This window comes from Planctomycetota bacterium, assembly GCA_035384565.1.
Classification (GTDB): Bacteria; Planctomycetota; PUPC01; order DSUN01; family DSUN01; genus DAOOIT01.
Genome location: DAOOIT010000001.1, coordinates 26,368 through 47,545, shown reverse-complemented (window position 1 = coordinate 47,545; position 21,178 = coordinate 26,368). Strand labels below are relative to the sequence as shown.

18 protein-coding genes are annotated in these 21,178 nt (G+C 70.3%); 1 reads left to right on the top strand and 17 read right to left on the bottom strand.

Going from position 1 to position 21,178, the window contains the following annotated elements:
• Positions 1 to 13: 13 nt before the first annotated feature.
• From PLE19_00150 to PLE19_00140, 3 genes are all read right to left on the bottom strand, one after another.
• Positions 14 to 2,743 carry a beta-galactosidase trimerization domain-containing protein gene (locus tag PLE19_00150; protein HPD13326.1) on the bottom strand — a complete coding sequence of 910 codons (2,730 nt, stop codon included), beginning with the start codon at positions 2,741 to 2,743 and terminating at the stop codon, positions 14 to 16.
• 196 nt (positions 2,744 to 2,939) lie between these two features.
• The gene (locus PLE19_00145; protein HPD13325.1) at positions 2,940 to 3,557 is read right to left on the bottom strand and encodes a hypothetical protein; all 618 of its coding nucleotides are present in this window, start codon (positions 3,555 to 3,557) and stop codon (positions 2,940 to 2,942) included.
• Positions 3,558 to 3,571: 14 nt separating this feature from the next.
• Positions 3,572 to 5,275: a hypothetical protein gene (locus tag PLE19_00140; protein ID HPD13324.1), complete on the bottom strand. Its 1,704-nt coding sequence runs from the start codon at positions 5,273 to 5,275 to the stop codon at positions 3,572 to 3,574.
• A 132-nt stretch (positions 5,276 to 5,407) separates the two neighbouring features.
• Here PLE19_00140 and PLE19_00135 point away from each other — a divergent pair, with 132 nt between their 5' ends.
• The gene (locus PLE19_00135) at positions 5,408 to 6,529 is read left to right on the top strand and encodes a uroporphyrinogen decarboxylase family protein (GenBank protein HPD13323.1); all 1,122 of its coding nucleotides are present in this window, start codon (positions 5,408 to 5,410) and stop codon (positions 6,527 to 6,529) included.
• A gap of 6 nt (positions 6,530 to 6,535) precedes the next feature.
• Here PLE19_00135 and PLE19_00130 read toward each other — a convergent pair whose 3' ends face one another.
• The 14 genes from PLE19_00130 to PLE19_00065 form a co-directional block, all read right to left on the bottom strand.
• Complete coding sequence (locus PLE19_00130) at positions 6,536 to 7,339, bottom strand: alpha/beta fold hydrolase (GenBank protein HPD13322.1); 804 nt, start codon at positions 7,337 to 7,339, stop codon at positions 6,536 to 6,538.
• Positions 7,340 to 7,359: 20 nt separating this feature from the next.
• Positions 7,360 to 7,953 (bottom strand): DNA-3-methyladenine glycosylase, encoded by a 594-nt coding sequence (locus PLE19_00125; GenBank protein ID HPD13321.1) that lies wholly within the window; start codon positions 7,951 to 7,953, stop codon positions 7,360 to 7,362.
• Complete coding sequence (locus tag PLE19_00120) at positions 7,950 to 9,449, bottom strand: hypothetical protein (protein ID HPD13320.1); 1,500 nt, start codon at positions 9,447 to 9,449, stop codon at positions 7,950 to 7,952. The genes PLE19_00125 and PLE19_00120 overlap by 4 nt, the downstream gene beginning before the upstream one ends.
• 176 nt (positions 9,450 to 9,625) lie before the next feature.
• The gene (locus PLE19_00115) at positions 9,626 to 10,636 is read right to left on the bottom strand and encodes a Gfo/Idh/MocA family oxidoreductase (GenBank protein HPD13319.1); all 1,011 of its coding nucleotides are present in this window, start codon (positions 10,634 to 10,636) and stop codon (positions 9,626 to 9,628) included.
• Positions 10,637 to 10,647: 11 nt separating this feature from the next.
• A complete protein-coding gene (locus tag PLE19_00110; GenBank protein HPD13318.1) occupies positions 10,648 to 12,285 on the bottom strand; it encodes a hypothetical protein in 1,638 nt (545 codons plus the stop codon).
• Entirely contained in the window at positions 12,282 to 12,818 is a 537-nt protein-coding gene (locus tag PLE19_00105; protein HPD13317.1) for a cob(I)yrinic acid a,c-diamide adenosyltransferase, read from the bottom strand. The genes PLE19_00110 and PLE19_00105 overlap by 4 nt, the downstream gene beginning before the upstream one ends.
• A gap of 20 nt (positions 12,819 to 12,838) precedes the next feature.
• Complete coding sequence (locus tag PLE19_00100; GenBank protein HPD13316.1) at positions 12,839 to 13,696, bottom strand: dihydropteroate synthase; 858 nt, start codon at positions 13,694 to 13,696, stop codon at positions 12,839 to 12,841.
• A gap of 65 nt (positions 13,697 to 13,761) precedes the next feature.
• On the bottom strand, positions 13,762 to 13,986 hold the full coding sequence (locus PLE19_00095) for a type II toxin-antitoxin system HicA family toxin (protein ID HPD13315.1): 225 nt from the start codon (positions 13,984 to 13,986) through the stop codon (positions 13,762 to 13,764).
• Positions 13,983 to 14,198 (bottom strand): type II toxin-antitoxin system HicB family antitoxin, encoded by a 216-nt coding sequence (locus PLE19_00090; protein ID HPD13314.1) that lies wholly within the window; start codon positions 14,196 to 14,198, stop codon positions 13,983 to 13,985. Before PLE19_00090 ends, PLE19_00095 begins: the two co-directional genes overlap by 4 nt.
• 86 nt (positions 14,199 to 14,284) lie before the next feature.
• Positions 14,285 to 15,250: an L-lactate dehydrogenase gene (locus PLE19_00085; GenBank protein HPD13313.1), complete on the bottom strand. Its 966-nt coding sequence runs from the start codon at positions 15,248 to 15,250 to the stop codon at positions 14,285 to 14,287.
• Positions 15,251 to 15,280: 30 nt separating this feature from the next.
• Positions 15,281 to 16,045: a hypothetical protein gene (locus PLE19_00080; protein ID HPD13312.1), complete on the bottom strand. Its 765-nt coding sequence runs from the start codon at positions 16,043 to 16,045 to the stop codon at positions 15,281 to 15,283.
• Between the two features lie 155 nt (positions 16,046 to 16,200).
• A complete protein-coding gene (locus tag PLE19_00075; protein ID HPD13311.1) occupies positions 16,201 to 18,492 on the bottom strand; it encodes a PPC domain-containing protein in 2,292 nt (763 codons plus the stop codon).
• 137 nt (positions 18,493 to 18,629) lie between these two features.
• The gene (locus tag PLE19_00070; protein ID HPD13310.1) at positions 18,630 to 20,120 is read right to left on the bottom strand and encodes an ADP-ribosylglycohydrolase family protein; all 1,491 of its coding nucleotides are present in this window, start codon (positions 20,118 to 20,120) and stop codon (positions 18,630 to 18,632) included.
• 67 nt (positions 20,121 to 20,187) lie between these two features.
• On the bottom strand, positions 20,188 to 21,048 hold the full coding sequence (locus PLE19_00065) for a HEAT repeat domain-containing protein (GenBank protein ID HPD13309.1): 861 nt from the start codon (positions 21,046 to 21,048) through the stop codon (positions 20,188 to 20,190).
• Positions 21,049 to 21,178: the final 130 nt, after the last annotated feature.

The window sequence follows — 21,178 nt, the reverse complement described above, 5'->3', positions numbered from 1 at the left end:
GGCGGTCGGCTCCTCACGGCCGCAGCATCAGGATGTCGGCCGCGCCCAGGGGCAGGGAGAGCGAGATGCCCTCGCCCGCCGGCTCGAAGGGCAGCTTGCCCTGTTTCACGCTCTCGACGGTGCGGACGGCGAAGGGCAGGCGGACCGTCAGCCTCAGCCGCTCGAGCGGCTCGCCCGTCCAGTTCAGCAGCGTCACCGCCCCGCCCTTCTCCGAGAGCAGCAGCGGGGTCTCGACCATCGGCACGTCGGCCGCGACGGGCGGCCGGATGCCGGCCAGCTCGGTGGGCCAGGTGATCCAGCGGCGGATCGCCGCCGAGAAGCCCACCGGCAGGCGGTCCTTGGCGCCGCTGGCGGACTTCGCGTAGGCGAGGCCGGGCATCCAGGCGAAGTGCACCACGCGCCCCTTGCCCGCCGGTTGCTGCACGACGGCCGGCGCGCCGTCGTCGAAGGTGGCCTCCACGGCCTTCGGCGCGCTCGGAAGCGTGCCGCGCGCGCCGATGGCGTCCACCTCGTTCCCCGCCCCGCGCACCTTGCCGACGGGCTTGAGGCTGCCGAGGTTGGCCACGAGCAGGCGCTCGCGCGGGGGCTCCTGGAGGCCGCTGAGTTCCGCCAGCACGGCGCACGGCTCGTCGTAGCGGCCGCGGGCGCCGGCTCCGGTCACCGTGACCAGGGTGCCGCCGGCGCGGGTCCAGGCCGCGAGGCCGCGTTGGCCTTCCTCGGGGATGTTCGGCTCGGTGACGTACAGCACGCGGTACGGTGCCAGGCCCCTCTCCGTCAAGTCGTCCTCATCCACGAAGTCCACCGGGAGGTTCGCATGCTGGAGGGCGAGGTAGAGGTTGAAGACCTCGGCCAGGTAGTCCACGGTCGCGTTGTTGAGGTGGTTGTTGGTCGCGTCGTGGATCTGGTTGGGGATGCGGATGGCCGCGGCGTCCCACGCCTGCGCGCTGCGGGGCATGAGGATGGCGGCCTCGGCCCGCGGGCGTTTGCCCGGCCACAACAGCTCTTCGGCCGCGCCGATCATCGCGTGGGCCTCGGCCATCTTGGGCAGCACGCGGGCGTTCTCCGAGTAGCAGTTGCCGGGGAAGTTGTACTCGGGGCCGAAGACGAAGTACTTGACGGCCTTGCCGCCGGAGCCGACGACGCACAGGATCTTCTGGAGAATGCCGTCGGTGCGGTCGCCCGCGGTGCGCGGGATCACGTAGCCGCCGAAGGTCACGCCGCCGAGTTCCGCGGCGCAGCGCAGCTTCGAGCAGTAGAAGGACCACTGCGGCGCCATGCCGTCGCCGAACCAGTCCTCGGTCCACAGCATCGTGCCGCCGCGCAGGCGGCCGAACTCCAGCCAGTCGTGCCCGCCCATGGCCGCGTCGGGGCTCTGCTTGTCGGCGTTGTTGGCGGCGGGGCCGGGCACGTAGAAGCGTCCGCTGAAGAAGTTCCAGTTCGTGAGGATCGGCATGCCCGGCCAGAAGGCCCTCTCCAGCGCCCGCGTGGCGACGGCGAAGTGACGGGCGGAGTCCCAGGCATAGAAGCGCATGGTCCAGTAGAACAGCCGGCGATTGGCGAGGGTGTTGCGCGCGGGGGGCGGGAAGGGCTCGGGCGGCTTCTCCTCCTTCGGCGGCTCTTTGGGGGGCGGCGGCCCGGCCAGCTCGTCGGCGAGTCTCGCCTCGTCGAGCGGTTCGCCCTCGACGCCGGGCGGCTCGGGCCGGTCTATCTTGCGCGGCGGCGGGGGCCGGAGGTCGGGCGGCACCAGGCTGCGGCCGAGCGGCAGCACGGCGGCCCACTCGTTCGCCCCCACGTCGGCCGGCTGGAGGCCCTGGGCCTTCAGATAGTCGCGGAAGCGGGCCAGCGCGGCGGGGTTCTCGGCGAGGGGGCGGAACATCGCGGGGTAGTACCAGCCCGGCTCGTCCGACATGGCGAAGATGGCCATGTCCTCGCGCGCGTAGCCGGCGTCGAGATAGGCTTTCGCCTCCTTGTCGGCCCACTCCTGGATGGCGGCGGGCGTGACCTTGGGGTCGTAGTCGAAGGCGTAGCCGGGCGGGTTGTAGACGGCCCAGGCCGTGCGCCGCAGGCCCACTTTGAGGAGCAGGTCGCGGATGGGCTTGGAGGGCGGGAGCATGATGACGCTGAAGCCGCCGCGCGCGAGCTGCTCGATGCCCTGCCGCCAGGCCAGGCGGTCGTCATCGCCGCCGATGAAGCGCTCGACGATGGGGAAGTGCTTGGGCCGGCGGGCCTCGGGCACCTGCACGGTGGCCAGCGCCTTCCAGTAGCGTTGATTGTAGTCGGCCATGGTGGCGGCGTGGGGCTTTCCAGCCTCGTCGCGCCAGAGGAGAAAGCCGGCCGAGCCGCCGAACAGCTCCCAGCGCAGGGGCGTCGTCTCGCCCGTCTCGTCCAGCTTCAGTTCTGCCTCGACCAGGGTGGGGTCCACCACCTTGTCCACGTGCAGGCGCACGACGGCGGGGAAGCCGCGCATGTAGATGGCGGGATAGCCCTTGAGCGTGGCGACCACCTGGTCGAGTTCGAAGCGCAGCCACTCGCACCAGGCGTTTCCGGCGGCGGTTTCGGCCTTGCCGGGCACGCCGAAGCGGAAGGTGAATTTCCTGCCCGCGGGCTCCTCGCCGCCGACGCTCGTCACCCGCGCCCGGAGCTGGAACTGCGGCACGTCGGCCGCCCGCAGGCCCGACTGGCCGGCGAGCGCCGCAGCGCCCAGAGCGAGAAGCGCAGCACAGATCGTTCCGCGTGAGCCCATCTTACCTTTTCCATCTGTTTCCGCGGCGCAGTCCTCTCCGGTTGCTGCTGAGTATAGCGGGGGCGAGACGGATTGCAAGAGCCAGACAGCCGGCGCGGCACCGGCAGCAGGGGGCGACGATCCTGTGGGCGGGGCGTCTCTGCCCCGCGGGGCGCGGAGGCCCCGCCCACAACGACCCGGAATCGCGGCGAGCCGCCTACCGCGCGTTCAGGCGGCAGACGTAGCTTCGCGCGCGCAAGAGGGCGCCCTTCGGCTCGGCGTCGGCGAAGTGCTCGATGCGATTGCCGATGCCATTGGTCGAGCCCTGCGAGCTGCGGTATTCGAGGCCGACGAGCCGGCCCTCGCGGCGGATGGCGCGCAGGAGTACGACGCTATGGCCTGAGCCATTCGCGCGCCAGAACTGGATGAAGTCGCCGGGGCGGGCGTCGTCGAGCGCGACCTCCCGCCCGATGCCGAGGTTCTCCGCGGCCACGACGCATTGCTTCTCGCGGCTGGCGGGCGTGGCGCCGAACCATTCGCGCTGGAAGCGCTGCACCTGCTCGACCGACTTGTCGGCCAGCAGCCCGCGGGTTGCGGCCACGCGCATGGCCACGGCGAACGTGAAGCCGCAGCAATACGTGCCGTTCGCGGCCTTGGGCAGAATCGTCCTGCCCTTGAAGACGATCTCCTCCGGCGAGCCGCTGCCCTTCCAACTCTTGTCGTACCCGCCGCCGTCGGCGAAGGCCGATAGAGCGTCGAAGGCCCTCTCCCGCGCACAGCCCGCCAGAGCCAGAAGCAGGGCAAGGGAAACCGATGGCGAGGACGATGGGGACAAGGGAGCACCCCGGGTCACGGGCAGGTGAGAAAGGCGCTGAGGGTCCAGTCGGCGATGATCTCGTTGATCACGGCGCTGCGATAGAGGTCTTCCTCCCAGAGGAGGCCGCGGGTCTGGTAGTGGTGGAGGAAGGCGTCGGGCAGGAAGCCGCGGCGGCCGCCCTCGATGCAGAGGCCCCAGGGCACCTTGTCGAACGAGGGCCGCCCGATGTTCCACAGGGCTTCAAAGCCGATGCCGAAGCCGTAGTAGCGGTTCTCCTCGGCCTTCTTCGGGTCGTCGCTGCCGCGCCAGCTCCGCGATTCGGCCTGGCGGCAGGCGTCGCCCTCCCACTCGATGAAGCGGCCGGCCATCCGCTGGCGGTGCATCGCCTCGGCCCTCGCCATCAGGGGCACCGAGGCGCCGGTCATCGGGATGATGCCGTACTGGAGCGCGGCGTCGCACTCGTGGATCGAGTAGGCCATCGCCAGGTTGGCCGGCGTCTCCTTGGCGGGGTCGCGCGGCAGCGGCTTGTCGGGGCCGGGGGCGAAGCCGCGCAGCGCCTTCATGTACATGTGCGGGGTCTGGCAGGGGATGACCTTGAGGCAGAGCTTCTCCAGCCGCGCCCTGATCCCGGGCTCATCCCGGTGATCGGCCACGTAGCGGGCGAAGTCCACCAGGCCCAGCGCCGAGCGCCACTCATCCTCGGCGTGGTACATGCCGTAGGCGTACCAGATGGGCTTCGACGGATCGCCGAGGTTGAGGCTCCAAACGTTGTAACCGAGCACGTGGCCCTCGCACTCGACGCGCAGCGGCGGGTGCCGGGCGGCCACGTCGCGCAGGATGCCGCCCCATTCCTCGGCCAGGGGCTTCTTGTTCCAGTGACGGCCCATGCGGAGCGACTGGCCGAGGAGGTTGCCGAGGAACACATACTTGTTGAACGCCCCGCGGCTCTCCCAGGCCGCGCCCCAGGCGAGGTCCGGCTCGCCCAGCGAGCGGAAGTCGAGGGCGTAGAGGTTCCCCTCGCCCACCTGCTCGCGGACGAAGACCGGCCGGTCGTTGAGCGACGAGACGGCCACCACGCAGAACGTGGCGATGCGCCCCTCGGGGATGACGAGCTGCCGCTGCACGTAGCGCCCGCCCTCGTTGCCGCACCACGGCAGGGTGTCGCCGCTGGCGAAGCCGGCCGTCAGCGCGTGCTCCTCCCGGAACGTGATGCGGGGGATGGGCTCCAGCATTTCGGCCTTGAGGGCCTTCACGACCTCGTTCATCCACGGCTCGGGCAGGTTGCCCTCGGGCGGCAGCCAGCGCGGCTCCTGCGGGCCGGGCGTATTCCCACAGATCCTCGCTGCGGCCGCCGCCAGCGCCTTGAACTGCTCGGGCGTGAGCTTTGGCGCGTGGTCCTCGTTGGGCAACGACTCCACCGACACCTTGAGTCCGTGCGTGCGGGCGAACTCGTCGAGCCCGACGATGGCCGTCCGCCCCGAGCGGGCGAAGGCGCGGACCATGTCAGCGTCGAGCAGGCCCAGCTTCGCCTCATCGCGCACCTCGGTCACCAGAAAGGCAAAGTCCTTCAGGTCGGGCTTCGCGCCCAGCTCGAACGCCTGCACGCGGCTTGGGTAGAGCGTTTCAAGCGAACGGGCGAAGCGCGACTTCGGCGTGTCGGTGAGCAGCGCGATCCTTCCCTCGGCCCCAAGGCCCCACGGTGCCGCCAAGAGCAGGCTGGCCACGAGCCGCTTCATCGCAAGCCTCCGTCGAGAAGCCCGACCTGCCGCAGGTTCCAATACCTGCGGGAGGTTACCCGGCCGATCCCCGGCCCCGAAGTTGCGAGCGTTGGGCGATTCAGCGATAGTATAGCGCAAAGGAGCCAGGGGATGACAGAGAACACGCGACTCGCCCTCGACACGATCCTCCGGCGGCCCACGCGCGGCATCCCCACCTGGATGCTCCACATCATGGAGCACTCGACGATCGAGCGCCTCGCCGGGGCCGCTTCCGGCGAATACCGCCGAGACCCCAGCCGCGTGTATCTGGCCATGCAGCGGGCCGTGGGTGCATGCATGATTGACCAGTTCATCCCCGACAACCCCCTCTCGATGGGCGCCCAGGGCTTCGAGAGCCATGAAAAGGGGGCCACCACGGGCGCCGAACGCGTCGTCCTCGACGGCCTCGAGATCACCGGCCCCGAAGCGGTCGCCGAGCACCTCGAGCGATTCGAGTTCCCGCGCCTCCGCAAGGCCGCCGCGGAGTTCGACGAGGCCCGCCGCACGGCGGACATCCTGCGGGGCGAGGCGGCGGTGCAGGCCACACTCGGCCCCGACATCCTCAAGGCCCCCTACGCCGTCGCTCGCTTCCCCTGCTTCCGCTACGGCGCCTACGGCTATGCCCCCTACTTCATGGCCTACGCGCTCTACCCTGAGGTGATGGAGCGCGATTTCTCCCTCCAGGCTGACCTGGCGCTCCGCAACAACCGCGCGGTCGCGCGGGCTTATCGGGAGGGCAACCTGCCCCCCCTCCTCCGCCTCGACCACGACATGGCCGACTCGCGGGGCACGCTGGTGGATGTTCGCTCGCTGGACCGTCTCTGGTTCCCCCACTTCACTCGCTGCCTGGAGCCGTTGGTGCGGAGCGACGTGCGGCTCATCTGGCACTGCGACGGGAACCTGATGGAGATGGTGCCGCGCCTCCTCGACGTTGGGCTTCGCGGCTTCCAGGGCTTTCAATACGAGTGCGGGATGGACTACGAGCGCATCTGCCGGATGAAGGCAAAGGATGGCTCGGAGCTGGTGATCCTCGCGGGCGTATCTGTGAGCACCACATTGCCTTACGGCACGCCGGACGACGTTCGCCGCGAGCTTCGGTGGCTCGTCGAGGCCGGCCCCCGCACGGGCCTCTTCCTCGGCGCTTCAAGCTCCATCACCCCCGGCGTGCCGTGGCACAATCTCCGGGCGCTTGTTGAAGGTCTCGCGTACTACCGCGCGCGTGGCCGCTCTTGACCGACCTCATTCCTCGCCTCGCGCGTTGCTGATGACGAACTCCAGCGCGGCCGCGGTGTCGGCATAGTTGGTGCTGTGGGCCCCCTCCTCGCGGTAGAGGAGCAGCACCTTGCGCCCGCCCTGCTTGAGGGTATTCGCCAGGCGCACCACGCTCGCGGCGGGCACCAGGGTGTCCTTGCCTCCCGCTGTGATCGCCACAGGCATGGTGAGGGCCTGAGCGTTCAGCTCGGCGCTCCGTCTCCGGTATTCCTCCGGCACCTGCGCCTTCGTGCCGCCGAACGACGCCGCAATCGCGTCCTGGAACTTATCGTACTCCAGGTGGTTTGCCGTGCCGTTCTGGCTGCTCACGCCGGCGATGAGGTCGGGGTGCAGCGCGGCGAAGGTGAGGGCGGCCGAGCCGCCCATCGAGCCGCCGACGAGGAAGACCTTGCCCACCTTGTGCCGCTGGCGCAGTTCGGCGATGAGCTGCACCATGTCGGCCTCGGCCTTCGGCCCCATCCACGAGGTCCTGGCGCGGTAGTCGGGCGACACGTAGATCATCCCGTGCCTCGCCGCCACATCGCGGGCGGCGCGGCACTCGTCGCGCCCGTCTCTTATGTACTGCCAGCGGTCCGAGCCGTGGCCGTGGAGGGCGATGAGCACGTGGTGCTCCCGAGCCGCGTCGAACGGCTCGGGCAGCATCTCCACATAGCGTTGCTCCGAGCCATCCACCTCGGCCCTGAACGTCACGTCCTTCGGCTCGCCCAGGGTGCCGGCCTGTGCGCCCGAGAGGGCGGCGAGAAGGACGAGAAGGGCGAGGCGGGTGCTCACGGGTCGTGTCCTCCCAGGCGCTACTTGACCGAGACGAACGGGCTGTCGGCATCATAGAGGCGGAACGGCTTGAGCGCCCATTCGCCGGCATAGCCCACGCCCACGCGTGGCCGGGCGACGATGGGGCCGTGGCCCAGGCCGCGGTCCTCGACGAAGAGCACCGCGTCGGGCGCGCACAGGTCGGCGCCGTTGAGCGCGCCGGTAAGGGCGAATGCCTGGCACACGCGGGCCGGGCCGCTGGTAAGTTGCTGGTCTTTTCGGACCTTGGGCCGTCGGCTCCGCATCCGCTCGATGCCCTCGACCGGCTCCACGGCGCGCAGCAGCACGGCGGAGGGCACGCCCTCGCCGTCGGTGACGAAGTTCAGGCACCAGTGCATGCCGTAGACGAAGTAGATGTAGGCGTGGCCGGCCGGGCCGAACATGACTGCGTTGCGGGCCGTGCGGCCGCGCGAGGCGTGGCAGGCCTTGTCTTCGCTGCCGATGTAGGCCTCGACCTCGACGATGCGCCCGGCGACGGCCCCGTCGGGCGCGCGGCGCACGAGCACCAGGCCCACCAGTTCGCGGGCCACGTCGAGCGCGGGACGGGCGTAGAAGGCGCGCACGAGCCTGCTCACTGCGGTACCGGCACGGCCTCCATCGGGCCCTCGTGCATGTCGGGGGCCACGGCCGACACCCGGAAGCCGAAGAGCACCATCATCGGCATCAGGAGCGCGCTGCCCTGGCCCTTCATCTTCGCGGTGAGCGTGGCCCTGGCGCCGGCCGCCTCGATGCGGATGCTCTCCATGAACTCCGCGATGGGCTTCAGGAAGACCATGCGCTCCGCCTCGCGTTTGATCTCGGCCAGGCCCTGCTTGACGCCGCCCTCGATGGTGGCCGCGGCCTGCTTGACGGCCTCGGGGTCCTTGCCCGCGGCCGTGACGGTGATGGCGAACACGCCGCCCTCGGCGGGCTTGCCCATGGCCGCGATGGTGTCGAAGGGCGCGAGAAAGGGCGCCTGGCGGTAGGCGTCGCTCATCGTCACGGCGACCCAGGCGGGCGACGCGGGGTCGAGGGCCTTGATGAGCTGGAGCATCGCAGAGCTCAGGGCCGGCTTCTCGGGCGGGTTCTTGAGTGCCGCGGCCAGTTGCTCGCCGGGAAGTTGCTCGGGGCTGGCGCCGGCGGTGAAGATGAACCGCTCGTTCGAGGCCAGGATGAGGCGCACCTCGCTCTCCGGCTGGAACGCCTCTACGCCGGCCACGTTCACCGTGCGCACGTTCATCTGCTTGAGCGTCGCTGCGGCCGCCTGGGCGTCGTAGAGGCCGCGGGCCACCAGCACGACACTGCCCGAACGCCCGCCCAAGTCGTCCGAGACGCCGACGGTCAAGGTGTCCAAGCGCACGTTCCCGATCCGCTCGGCCAGGGCGGCGACGGCTTGGGTGAGTTCGCCGAGGGCCCGCTCCGCGTCCTGCCCCATCGGCAGGGTGGGTAGCACCTTCTTGAGCACTTCTTCAAACGAGGCGGCCTGGCCGGCCGGCATGCGCACCTGGGCCACGATGCCGCAGTTGGCGGGCAGCAGGCACACGTCGCTCCACGCCTGTTCCTTTGTGGCCTGGGGCCGTTCGTGAGGTTTGCCCTCGAGGAGGGCGATGGCGCGGGCCGCGTAGTCGGCCACGAAGGGCTCCTTCGACTCCAGCAGCGCTCGGAGCGCGGGCACGGCCTCGGGCTTCCCGAGCTCGCCGAGCGTGCGGATGGCCATGAGACGCCGGACCGCGAGGGCCTGCGCGCCGCCCGAGAGGCCCTCGAGAATCTCGCGGGCGCGGGCGCGCACCTCGGGGTCGTCGGCCTCGGCGGCCTTCCTGAGCGCGGGGATGGCGACGGGGCCGGCAGCGCGGAGCTTCGCGGTGGCCGCCTCGCGCGTCTCGTACTGCTGGGCGCCCAGATCGCGGATGAGCGGCGCCAGGTCGCCCGGTTCGCTGGCTGCCAGCTCGGGCACCATTCGCTCGACGGAGACGGCGACGCCCTTGGCTTTCCAGTAGGCGCTCGTCGGCAGGTAGTCGAGCAGATCGTTTCCCCAGCCGCCGCCGCTCAGCAGCGCCATCAGGAGTTCCATCATCCCGAAGCCCATAGCCATCTAGTCATCCTCCAAAGGGGGCCAGCGCCTGCAACCAGGACTGGGCTGCTGAGCATGGCTGGACATGCTGGACGAGATGGACATGATGGACGAAATGGACATTCCTTCAGCCGATCCTCGTCCATTCAGTCCGTGATGTCCATGGCACTCGGACCCGGCTCCTGTGCCTTCTCGCCTCAGGGGAGTTCCACGCACCTGCGGCCTTCGCTGGAGGCGAACACGGCGCAGGCGATCTCGGTGGCCTTCAGGCCGTGTTCGCCCGGGATCGGCACGGGCTGGCCGTCGGTGAGGGCGTTCACGTAGGCCCGCACCATGTCGGCGAACATGTTGTTCTTGCGGAAGGGCGCCACCTCGGTCGCCCCGCCCTCGCGCACGATGGAGATGGCGCCGTATTCTTCGGGCGGACAGCCGGCGGGCAGCTTGTCGGGCGGCGCGGTAAAGAGCAGCACGCCATCGGGACCGAGCACGTCGAGGATCGAGCCGCCGCTCACGCCGCCCGGCAGGCCCCATGACCACGAGAGCACCAGGTCGTCGCCGGCCCGGAATCGGATGGCCGCGGTCCCTGTGTCCCACGCCGTGCGGTCGCGGCGCAGCCGGGTCATGTCGGCCCACACGGCCGCGGCGTCCCCGTAGATGTGGCGCGCGAAGTCGTAGGTGTGCACCGCACCATCCATCAGCGGCCCGGCGCCTTGGTCCTTGTACATGTACCAGGGCGACTTCGGGCAGGAGCCGGCGTTGCACTGGCGCCAGACGACGGGGCGGCCGATGGCGCCCGCCTGGATGAGTTCGCGCACCTTGCCCCAATGGTGGTCGAAGCGGCGCACGAAGCCGACCATGAGCTGCACGCCCGCGGCGCGGCAGGCGTCGAGCATGGCCTGGCAGTCGCCCACGGTGAGGGCGAGCGGCTTCTCGCAGAAAACCTGCTTCCCCGCCTGGGCCGCGGCCACCACGATCTCGCGGTGGGTAAACGTCGGCGTGCACACGAACACCCCGTCAATGTCCTCGTGGTCCAGCAGGTGGCGGTAGTCGTCGCAGGCCTCGGGCACGTTGCAGGCCTGCGCCAGCTCGTGCGCCGCCCCCGCGTCCGCGTCCGCGCACGCCAGCACCCGCGCCCCCTCGATGGCCTGGAGCGACTTCGTGTGGTGCCGTCCCATGCCCCCGCAGCCGATGATGCCGAAGCTGACCATGCCTCCGCTCCTCACTTCACCAGTTCGACGCGTCCAGACTTCTCATCCACCAAATGAAACGAACCGGCGGGCGCCGTGTCAACCGTGATCGGCTGGTAGCCGGGAATCGTGAGCTTCACACCCTTGCGCTCCTGGACGGGCGAGTGGGCGTAGACGAGCCATTGCCGCTCGGGGGCCTGGCCCATCACCAGCGCGAGCGAGAAGACCGGGATGTCCCAGTGCAGGTCCCAGGGGAACTCCTGCGGGTTCACGCTGGCGTCGAGGAGGAACCAGCGATCCTCGTCCTTCCACTCGTCGGGGATGCCGGCCTGATAGTGGTGCTTGCGGGCGCGGTTGGGCACCAGCTCGCCCGTGCGCCAGAACCGCCGCAGCGTGTCGCTCGCGTGCACGCGGTCCACGGCCTCGACGATGGCCATGAAGTAAGGCAGCGCCTCCTCGCTCGGGAAGGTCCAGCCGCGGAACTCGCGCACGGCCCGCGGGCGCAGCAGCCACATGCCGAACTGCACGAAGCCGCCGTAGCGGGCGGGGTCGTACGTCTGCCCCTTCAGGCGGTAGAGCATCCGGGGCGAGGGCCGCTTCTTCTCGCTCTCCGCGCCGCTATAGCCGTCCCAGACCGAGAACTCGAACCAGAACCTGGGGTTCAGCTTCCACGCCTCGCGTTGCATGAAGACCAGGTTCATGAACTCGAGCTGCGGGCTCCACACCGTGTGGTCGCGGCTCGGGTTCCAGTCGTGGGTGTAGTAGGACGGGCTGCCGCCGTCCCACATGAGCGGATAGGGGCTGATGCGGCCTTTGGAGTGGAGCGAGTAGTTGGGCCACCCGCCCCATCGGCCGAAGTGGTCGGGGCCGAAGGCCCCGTAGCCCACGAAGAGGGCCTTGTCGCGCCACGTGGCGTTGGCGAGGCCCTCGCGCATGCCCCTCTGGAGCGCGCGGTAGCGCTCGATCCAGCCGTCGGCCACCACGCGGCGCTTGAAATCGTCGTCCCTGCCCTTCCCGTACTCGTCGAGGTAGCGCTGCGACTCCTCGGCCTTGTGCCAGCGCAGGTCGGCGTGCTCGTTGTTCGACAGGAACATCACGAAGGGCGGGTCGGGGTACCAGGCCTGGAGCTGCTTGAGCGGCTCATTGTCGGTCCATTTGCGGCCGACCTCGGCCCACGGCTCCACGGGGCCGAAGGGGCACACCATCTTGCGCACCTTGCCCTCGGGCGTCACCACGTTGGGGTTCTTCTCGGGCGGGAGGCTGAGGTACGGCTCGGCCGAGAGCAGGCTCTCCCACTGCGTGGCCTTGAGGCACAGCGGCAGCTTCAGCTCGGCGGCGCGCTTGAGCGGCGCCTCGTAGTAGTCGCCGAACCGCTTGCTCGCCTCGGGCGAGGTTTGCGGTTCGAGGGGCGGGTGGGCGAACCAGGGGAGCAGGTGGTGCCCCTCCTCGATCAGGCGCATCTGGTGGCGGGGGGCCAGGCCCTCCGAGCGCGGGTGCGAGCCTGTGCACCAGTGGGTCGCCAGGGGCAGCGGGCGGCCCTCGGGGCCGTCGTTGGGCCGCGTGGCCTCGGCCCGGATCGCGTCGGCCACTGCTCTCGCATCGGCCGCGAAGGCGAAGGAAGAAGAGGCGATAAGGAAGGCAGGAAGCCAGGAACGGATTGACGCACTCATTCCTCGATCCCCTCGCGCGCCTCGACGCCTTTGCGAAAGTAGTGCTTGCCGCAGAGCATGTCCGTCACCAGGTCGGCCGCCTCGGCGAGCTCAAAGGGCGGGTCGCCACCGGTAAGGACCAGCTCAACCGCTTCCGGCTTCTCGCGGATGACTCCCAGGACCTCCGCCACCGAGAGCAGGCCGAGGCGGATGGCCACGCACACCTCGTCGAGGACCACGATGCGGTAGTCGCCCGAGAGCATAGCGGCACGCGCGCGCGCCAGTCCCTCGCGGGCGCGGGCCGCTTCGGCGGGGTCGGGCGGCTGCGCGCGGCTCAGGAACCTGCCGCTGCCGTACAGCTCGATGGTGATGAGGCCGCCGAGGCGCCGGACAGCCTCGTGCTCGCCGCTGGGCCGTCCTTTGACGAACTGGCCGATGTAGCTGCGCAGCCCGTGCCCGGCCGCGCGCAGCGCCAGGCCCAGCGCGGCCGTGGTCTTGCCCTTGCCGTCGCCGGTGTAGAGCTGCACGTAGCCGCGATTCCAGGGCGTCTGCATCACGCGTCACGCGTCACGGGTCACGCGTCCTTCTTCTCCCCCAGCTTCCCCTCGCGATAGGCCGTGATGTATTCCATGCAGAACTCGTCGAGTCCCAGCGCCGCGCGGGCCGAGAGCAGGGTGGTGATCATCCCCTCCTCGCAGGGGTCAATGATGGCGCCGTCGGCGCCCGCGGCCACGAGCATGGCGAGGAACGCGCGGTTCAGGTTGTTGCGGTTCGGCAGGCCGTAGGAGACGTTCGAGAGGCCCAGGGCGATGTGGGCCTCGGGGAACTCGGCCCGCGTGATGCGGATGGCTTCGAGAATGTGGCGGGCCTGGCCGGGGTTGGTCGAGGCGGGGCGCACCAGGTGGTCGAAGTACACGCGGTCGAGGCCGATGCCCTTGGCCTGCACGGCCGCGGCGATCGTGCGGGTGAGAGCCACGCGGCCCTCCAGGTCCTCCGGCATGCCGCTATCATCCATCGTGAGCGCCACCACGCCCGTCTTGTGCTTTTTCACGAGGGGCAGGATGTGCTTCAGGCGGTCCTTCTCGCCCGTGATCGAGTTGATGATCGTGCCCGGGCGGTTGCACAGGCGCAGGCCCTTCTCGAGGGCCTTGGGATTGGTGGAGTCGAACGAGAGCGGCAGATCGGTAGCCTCGGCCACGACCTCGGTGAGCCAGGCCATGTCGGCGACCTCGCGGGCCGGGTCGCCGCCGGCGTTGACGTCAATGTGCGTGGCGCCGGCGGCCTGTTGCTTCTTCGCCTGGGCCGCGATGAAGGCGGCGTCGCGGGCGAACACCCGTTCGCGGATGCTCTTGCGGGTCATGTTGATGCGTTCGCCGATGATCGTGAAGCGGGCGATGGCGGGGCCTCCTGAGGTGTGAACACGATGCAGCACAACCCTGTGCCGCCATTGTACCGCGGCATGAAGGCGAGTCAAATGAGGTGGCGAGCGGGGCGGAGCTATAGAAGGGCAGCAAACTCGTCCGCGGTCAATTCGGTGTCGGCCAGAATCTTCCGAAGCATGCCCCGGCCAATGTCCTCGCCTGCATGAACGGGCACCACAGTGCCCCGGCCGTCGGGATGCCGAAGAAAATGGTGGCTCCCACGGGTCCGAATCACCTCGAAGCCTGCCCGGCGCAGCGCGGCGATCACCTGCCGGCCGCGGAGGCGTGGGAGCTTGCTCATGACCCCACCGTGATGCGCTGTACGCCCACGAACTGCGGGAGCGCCTCCGCCTCCCCCTCGACCTCCAGACACAGCTCGATCGCCTCTCGCGTCCGTTTCATGAGCGCGTCCAGCGACCTCGCCTGGGTGTGGCATCCCCGCAGCTCTGGCACGCTGGCTACGTAATATCCATCCTCGTCGCGCTCGATGATCACGCTGAACTCTCGTTGCATCGCCCGCGCTCCCAACAGGTTGGTCCCAGCCGTCCTCTCCCTGACACAGGGATTATACCACAACCGCGGCCGGCCGCAAGACACCCTCAGCGGCCCGCCGCGATCCCTTCCATCGCCTCGCGGATGACGCCGGCCGAACGGGCCAGGGCCGCCTGCTCGCCGTCGGCGAGGCGGCTCTCGACGATGCGCCGGACGCCCCCCCGCCCCACCACGCACGGCACGCTCAGGCATACGCCGCGCAGGCCGTACTCGCCCTCGACACGCGTGGAGACGGTGAGCACGCTGCTCTCGTCGCGCAGCAGCGCGCCCAGGATGCGCAGGATGGCGAGGCTGACGGCATAGTTGGTGAAGCCCTTGCTCTCGATGATGTGATAGGCGGACTCGCGCACGCTCCGCTCGATGGCGGCCCTGGCGGCGGCCAGCGACGCCGTGGGATCGCCCGGCACGCAGGCGTGGCCGCAGCCTTCGCAGAACGCCTCGAGCGGCGTGCCGGCAATGTGCACCTGGCTCCAGAGGAACACCTCGCTGTCGCCGTGCTCGCCCACCACGTAGGCGTGCACGTTGCGCGCGTCCACGCGGCAGGTGCGGCTCAGCTCGTAGCGGAAGCGGGCCGAGTCGAGCACCGTGCCCGAGCCGAACACGCGGCCGGGCGCCAGGCCCGAGCGCTCCAGCGCTACGTGAGTCATCACGTCCACGGGATTCGACACGACCAGCAGCACGGCCTCGCCGAGGTGGGGCTTCAAGCCGTCCACGATCGAGCGGCAGATGGCGGCGTTGCGCCGGGTCAGCTCCAGCCGGGTCTCGCCCGGCTTCTGGCGCGCGCCGGCAGTGAGGACGATGGCCTGCGAGCCGGCGCACTCGGCGTAGCCCCCGGCGCGGATCGCCACGGGCGGCACGAAGAAGAGCCCGTGGCTCATGTCCATCGCGTGGCCACGGGCCCGCGCCTGGTCCACGTCCGAGAGCACGATCTCGGTGGCGAGGCCCGACATCTGGAGCGTGTAGGCCACGGTGGCGCCGACGTCGCCGACCCCGATGACGCTGACTTTGGACATGGCGGCCTCCTGCCCGAGAGGGCTCGGCGGTCACGGCGCGGGCGGCAGGCCGGCGTCGCGCAGGGCCTTGGCGAGGGCCTCATAGCCGGGGCGGGCGCCGAGGAGCGTGAGAGCCTGGCCCAGCAGGTCGCTCGGGTATTTCTCCCTGGCCACGACGGGCCGGTACTCCTGGAGCCAGCGCCCGGCGGCCGCGACGAGCAGGTCGCGGTCGGCGGCCGGGACGGGCTTGCCGGCGCCCTCGCCCTGCGCGCAGGCGAGCGCGAGGGCGGCATCGGCGGCGTAGCGCCTGGCCGGCGTGTCGGCCGCGGCCGCCAGGGCGGCCCAGCATTCGCCGCCGAGGGCGGGCGCCCGCCGGGCCAGCGACCGCACCCGCGCGGGCGCGTGGAGGAGTTCGGCGAGGGTGAGCTTGCCGGCCAGCGTGTCGAGCAGCGCCCGGGCGCGCTGCTCGCCGCGCGGGTCGTCGGCCTCGGCGATCTCGGCGAGCCGCTGCGCGGCCAGGGCGTCGAGCGCGCGGCCGCGGGCATACTCCTTGAGGAACGGCGAGGCCGCGAGGCCGTCGAGGGCGGCGCGCGCGTCCCGGTTCGCCAGGTGGCGGCTCAGGGCATCCACGAGCGGCACTTGAAGGGCCTGGAGGGGCGACTGGCGCAGCCGCACCTCGCCCAGGGCCTCGAGACGCCGCAGGTGCTCGGCGGCGATGCGAAGCAGCGCGGGCACGGCGTCGGCGGGCGGCAGCGCGGCAAGGGTCTGGAGCAGCGCCGTCTGCTGGATGATGAACTCGGGCGGCTGGCCGCCCACGAAGCGGCGCTCGAGGTTCTCGGGCGTGTTGAGGGCCTCGAAGGCGTCGTAGAGGCGGCGCGGGTCGGCGGCGTTCTGGGCGAAGGCGCCCGCGCAGGCGGCCGCACACGCCGCGGCCAGTGCGGCGCAGAAGCGGGTCCGTGAGCGGCTCAGGGTCAGTTTCCCCCGTATCGCGGGTACGAGTTGCTGCCGGGGAAGGCCCAGTCGGCGGCGGGGTCGGCGGTGAGGCCGGGGGCCAGCTCGACCTTGCGGCAGCGGAGCTCCTCGTCGCCGTAGGAGCTGTAGCTTCCGCCCATGTTGAACGTGTCCGGGTCGTTGGGGTCGGTGGCGATGCCGAGGAAGCCGGGCTCGAAGAGGTTGGGGATGCCGTCGTCGTCGGGGTCGTCGTAGTCGTCGCCGTTGTTCTCGCCGTCGGCCTCGGCCGCGGCGATCAGCGCGTCCCAGTTGTCGTAGAACCACTTGTGCTGGAACTCGTGGGCGATCACTTCGGTGCAGCACTGCGGGCCGACGCCCTGGCCCGTCACGGTGACGCTGGAGCCGAAGTCGTTGCGATAGGTTTCCGGCCCGGAGTTCCGCGTGGGCGCGGCGTCGCGGACGTTCACGTGGTCTTCGCCCGGGTAGTAGACGCCGTAGCTGCGGCCCCGCAGGTACTGCCAGCCGGTGGTGGCGCCGCACACGTTGCCGGTTTTCCAGAAGTAGAACCAGTTGGGGCCTCGGTCCGGCCCCGCGCCCGCGTTGTTGGTGACAAGCCTGGGATAGAAGACCTCGATGGGCTGCTGCGCGGTGCCGATCACGTTCGCGCCGTCCACGATCTGCACCCAGATCGTCTTCGGCCCGAAGTCCGCGTTGTTCGCGGGCAGGCCGGTGAAGACGGCTTTGGCCTCGTAGCGGCCCGTCTTCGGGTTGAAGAGGGCTTTGCCCATGGCGGCGTGGGCGCCGGCAGGCTGGCCGGCGGCCGAGCCGGTCCAGGGCGAGGGCGTCTTCTTCCCGGCCATCCACTGGAGGGCGGAGCCTCCGACGGGGCTGATGCAGACGCGCACCTTGTTGGCGAGGTCGGGCACCGCGGGCGCGTTGACGGCGAACGAGCAGGCGACCTCCAGCGTGGCGGGAATCCTGGCCGAGAAGACGACCTCCGAGTTGCCCACGGCGGCGGCGGTGTTCGCCGTCGGATCGCCGTACGGGTTGAGGACCGTGAGCTGCGGCTCGCCCGTCATCACGCGGATCAGATAGGTGCCGGTCTTCTTCGCTTTGAGGGGCACGACGCGGATGAAGTAGGTGCCGGGCGCGAGGATGCGGACGATGCGGGCCATGCGCCCGCCCTCGCCGCTGTTGTCGTCGGTGGCGATCAGGGTCGCCTGATCGCCCTGGTAGAGGCCCATGACGTTGTCGGTGAGCGAGCCCGCCCAGGTCTCGATCGTGTACATGCCCGGCGCCGCGGCCGTGAAGTAGAACCAGTCCAGGTCCCCGGCCGGCCACAGGTTGCCCAGGGTGGGCGGCGCGTTCACCGTCAGTTCCACGGGGATGGGCTCGTTGAGCAGGATGGAGTCCGATAGCACGTTCGACTCGCGGTTGTTGGCATCGCGCACCTTCAGGTACACTGTCTTCGTCTCGTTGCCGGCCGACAGGGTGAAGGGCGGGTTCGCGACGTAGGGGGTCCAGGCCGCGCCGGCGAAGGTGGGGGACTCGCTGGCCATGAACTGGGCGGGCGTGCCCTGCGCCACGTGGTTCAGCGTCACCTGTGGGGTCAGCGTGGCCAGGGCGCCGCCGTTGATGGCGAAGTTCGACAGCGTGGGGCCGGGGGTGCGGACCCCGATGGTGTAGGTGCCCGAGAGGGACCACGAGTAGCCTTGGACGAGGACGTAGTAGGTGCCGGCGCTGAGGGTGCGGGTGATCTTGGCCATGAGGCCCTCCCCGCTGTCGTCGTCGGCCGCGATGACCTTCAGGCTGCTGTTGTAGAGCCAGATGTAGTTGTCGGTGAGGGTGCCCGGCCACGACTCGACGATGTAGGTGCCGGCGGTGACGACCTTGAAGTAGAACCAGTTCTGGGCGCTGCCGTACCAGATGTCGCCGGTCTTGGTCGGGCCGTCCATCACCAGCTCGACCGCGTTCGTCCACGAGTCGCCGTCCTTGGACTTGGTCTTCTCGCGGCCGGCGGGTGCGGCGCGGAAACTCGCTTCCGCCTCGTCGCCCGAGAGCCACACGCTGCGTTCGGCAGGGGTGAACTCCCAGCCGCGCTTGCTGGGGGTCACCGTGCAGCGCGTTCCGTCGGCGGGGGCCACGGTCTCGAAGGCGCCCGACGAGTCGGTCGTCTGCGCGGGCAGGCCGTTCGAGAAGCGCACGGTCACGCCGCCCAGCGGCTCGCCCGCGGCTGTGGCCACGCGCCCGGCCAGGCGGCACGTCTCGGCGCCCTCGGCCGCCAGCGCGGCCAGAGCCAGCGCCGCGGCCATTGCCCACGCACCTCTCCGCGAGAGGCTTAAGGAGTGCATCTCCGGATGTCCTTGCAGCAGAGGGCCCCGCCAAGGAAACCGCACCGCCTCTTCATGTAACACCGTTCTCCGTCGGAAGTCAATGAGAGGAGAGCGTTTCACGCCTTGCAGACGCAGGCTTCCTTGCGCGCGCCGCACTTCTCGCACCGCGGCACGTTGACGTTGCACGGGTAGCCCTGAGCCTCGCCCGGGCCGAGGATCGTGAAGTCGGCGCTCACCTCCCTGCCGCCCCATCGGGCGGTGACGCGCAGGATGTTGCGGTCGGCCGGCTCATCGGCGCGAAGCATGAAATCATTGCCGTGGGACAGCGGGCTCGGGATCTCCATCGTCCAACCCTGCGGCAGTTCCAGGCCGACGGACTCCAGCTCGATTGGGACGTCCTCCCCGGGCAAAGGCTGGGTGACTGCGACCGAGATGCGCTTGGCAATGCCGGGGCGGAGCACGGGCTCGCCGTTGTAGTGCAGCGCGATGTCGAAGCCCTCGACCCGCTCGATGGCGCTCATGGGGTCGCGGGCGAGGGCGTTGAGGGCCTGCTCGTTGCGGAAGAGCACCGAGGCGTCGGCGGGCGCCTGGGTCGTGCGGGTGAACTCGGCGGCATCGGAGCGGGCGGGCAGCATGGCCTTGGCCACGGCCTCGGTGCGGCGGGTCAGTTCGGCGATATCCTTCGGGGCGCCGCAGTTGCCGGTGAACTTGTGGAGCACGATTTGCTCGCCGATGGGGTCGCGCCACTTCTTCGGGATGCCGGCCGTGCCGCCCAGGATGCCGAGCACCGAGCCGAGGGTGGCGCCCGTGCAGTCGGTGTCGTAGCCGCAGTTGACGGCCTTGCACAGCTTGTCGCCGAAGTCGGCGCCGTAGAGCCAGCCGAGGACGGTGAAGCCGTGGTTCTGCGGGGCGTGGCAGGGGTTGTGGTGGCCGAACGAGCGGAGGACGCGCTCGCGGGCCTCGGCCCAGGGCACGGCGTTGTCGTGGCACCACACGGCGTCGCGGACGACGCGCGAGATGCGGCTCCAGATGGGGATCATGTTGAGGCCGATGGCGATAAGCGTCTTCGGATCGCTGACGACGAAGGCGGCGGCCTCGAGGGCGGCCCAGAACATTTCGCCGTAGACGCCTTCGCCGCCGGCGTGGTCGAGCACGGCGTCGTGCCAGGCCAGGGCGGCGGCGAGCTGGGGATCGCCCGGGGCGATGCAGGCCCAGATTTCGCTGCGGATGGGCGAGCCCATTTCGTCAATGTAATAGTTTTCGAAGCAGCCGCTGATGGGGGGCCGCAGGCCGCGGCCCAGGTTGCGGCGGCAGAAGCCGTACTCGTTCCACGGGTAGGCCGAGAGGAACTCGACCCAGTAGTCGGCCAGGTCGCCGCAGGTGATGTGCACGCCGCGGTCCTCGAGGCACTTGAGCCAGGCGAGCTGGAGGTCGAGGTCGTCGTTGGGCGCGCTCTTGCTGGGCAGGGGGTCGTAGAACGTCAGGTGTGTGACGTCCTTCTTGCACTCGTAGGGCGCGCCGAGGGTGCCGCCGATGTTCTTGCCGAGCCAGCAGGCGAAGACCTTGTCGCGGTACTCCTCGATGCCGATCTGGACGGGGCGCGTCATGGGGACTCCTTTGCGTGGGCAGAGAGTGCCGCCGGCCCGCGGCGCGCGCGGGGAGGAGGCGGCGAGGTCAGGTGCGGCTTGGCTGTGCCGGCAGGGCGGGAGGCGGGCGCTGGCCGCGCGGCGGGGTGCGATGCTCCTGGCTGGCCGCCTGGGTGTCGGCCTCCTGCTGCCGCTTGCGGATGTCCTGAAGGGCCTCGATGGCGGCGGCGGAGATGACCCGCGTGGACTCGTCGGCCATCTGGCTGAGGAACCGCTTGGCCTCGCCGGGGTCCACCTCGGCCATCAGGTGCACGATGGCCGCCGGGTCGGTGGTGTCGAGGTTCACGGCATAGTAGCGCAGCTTGCGGCGCACGTGCGCGATCTCGTTCAGCTTCGTGAGCTTCTCGCGATCGTCGAGGGCCTTGAGCTGTTCGACCACCCACTGGTGCATCACCCCCCGAGGGTCCACCTGGCGGCTGCGCAGGAAGTTCTCGACCAGGCGCTCGACGAGTTCGGCGTAGTGGAGCTGTTTGAGGGCCTGCACGGCCGCGGTGCGCACGGGCAACGGTGTGCGCCCGCTCTTGAGCAGCTCCACGAGGCCGCCGGCGCGGCGCGCATCCACCACCTGGGCGAGGGCCGCAATCGCCGCCTGGCGTACCGCCGGGGACTGCTGCTCCGAGAGGACGGCCTCGTTGAGGGCCTTGAGGATGCGCTCGTCGGGCTCGCGCTGGTGCACCGCGGCCAGAGCCGCGGGCGCCTCGGCACGCAGAGCCTCCGGACCATGGGTGAACGCCAGGCACAGCACTTGCACCGAGGCGCGCGAGCCGCACTCCCCCAGTTCGCGGATAGCGGCGATGGCCTCTGCCGGCGGCTTCGCGCCGCGGAGCGCGCCCTCGATCGTTTGTGCCGCCTTGCCCTCTCTCCACCGGTTCAGGAGTCGGCCGATCATAGGTCGCCCTCGCCACTCCGGCCCTAGCCCGTCCCTACCCTTCTACCACAGAGCGCGAGGCGTTGTCAAGAAAATCGGGACGCGGCCCGGGCGGGAACGGCGGGCCGCCGCGGCCGTGCCCGTGCTGTCG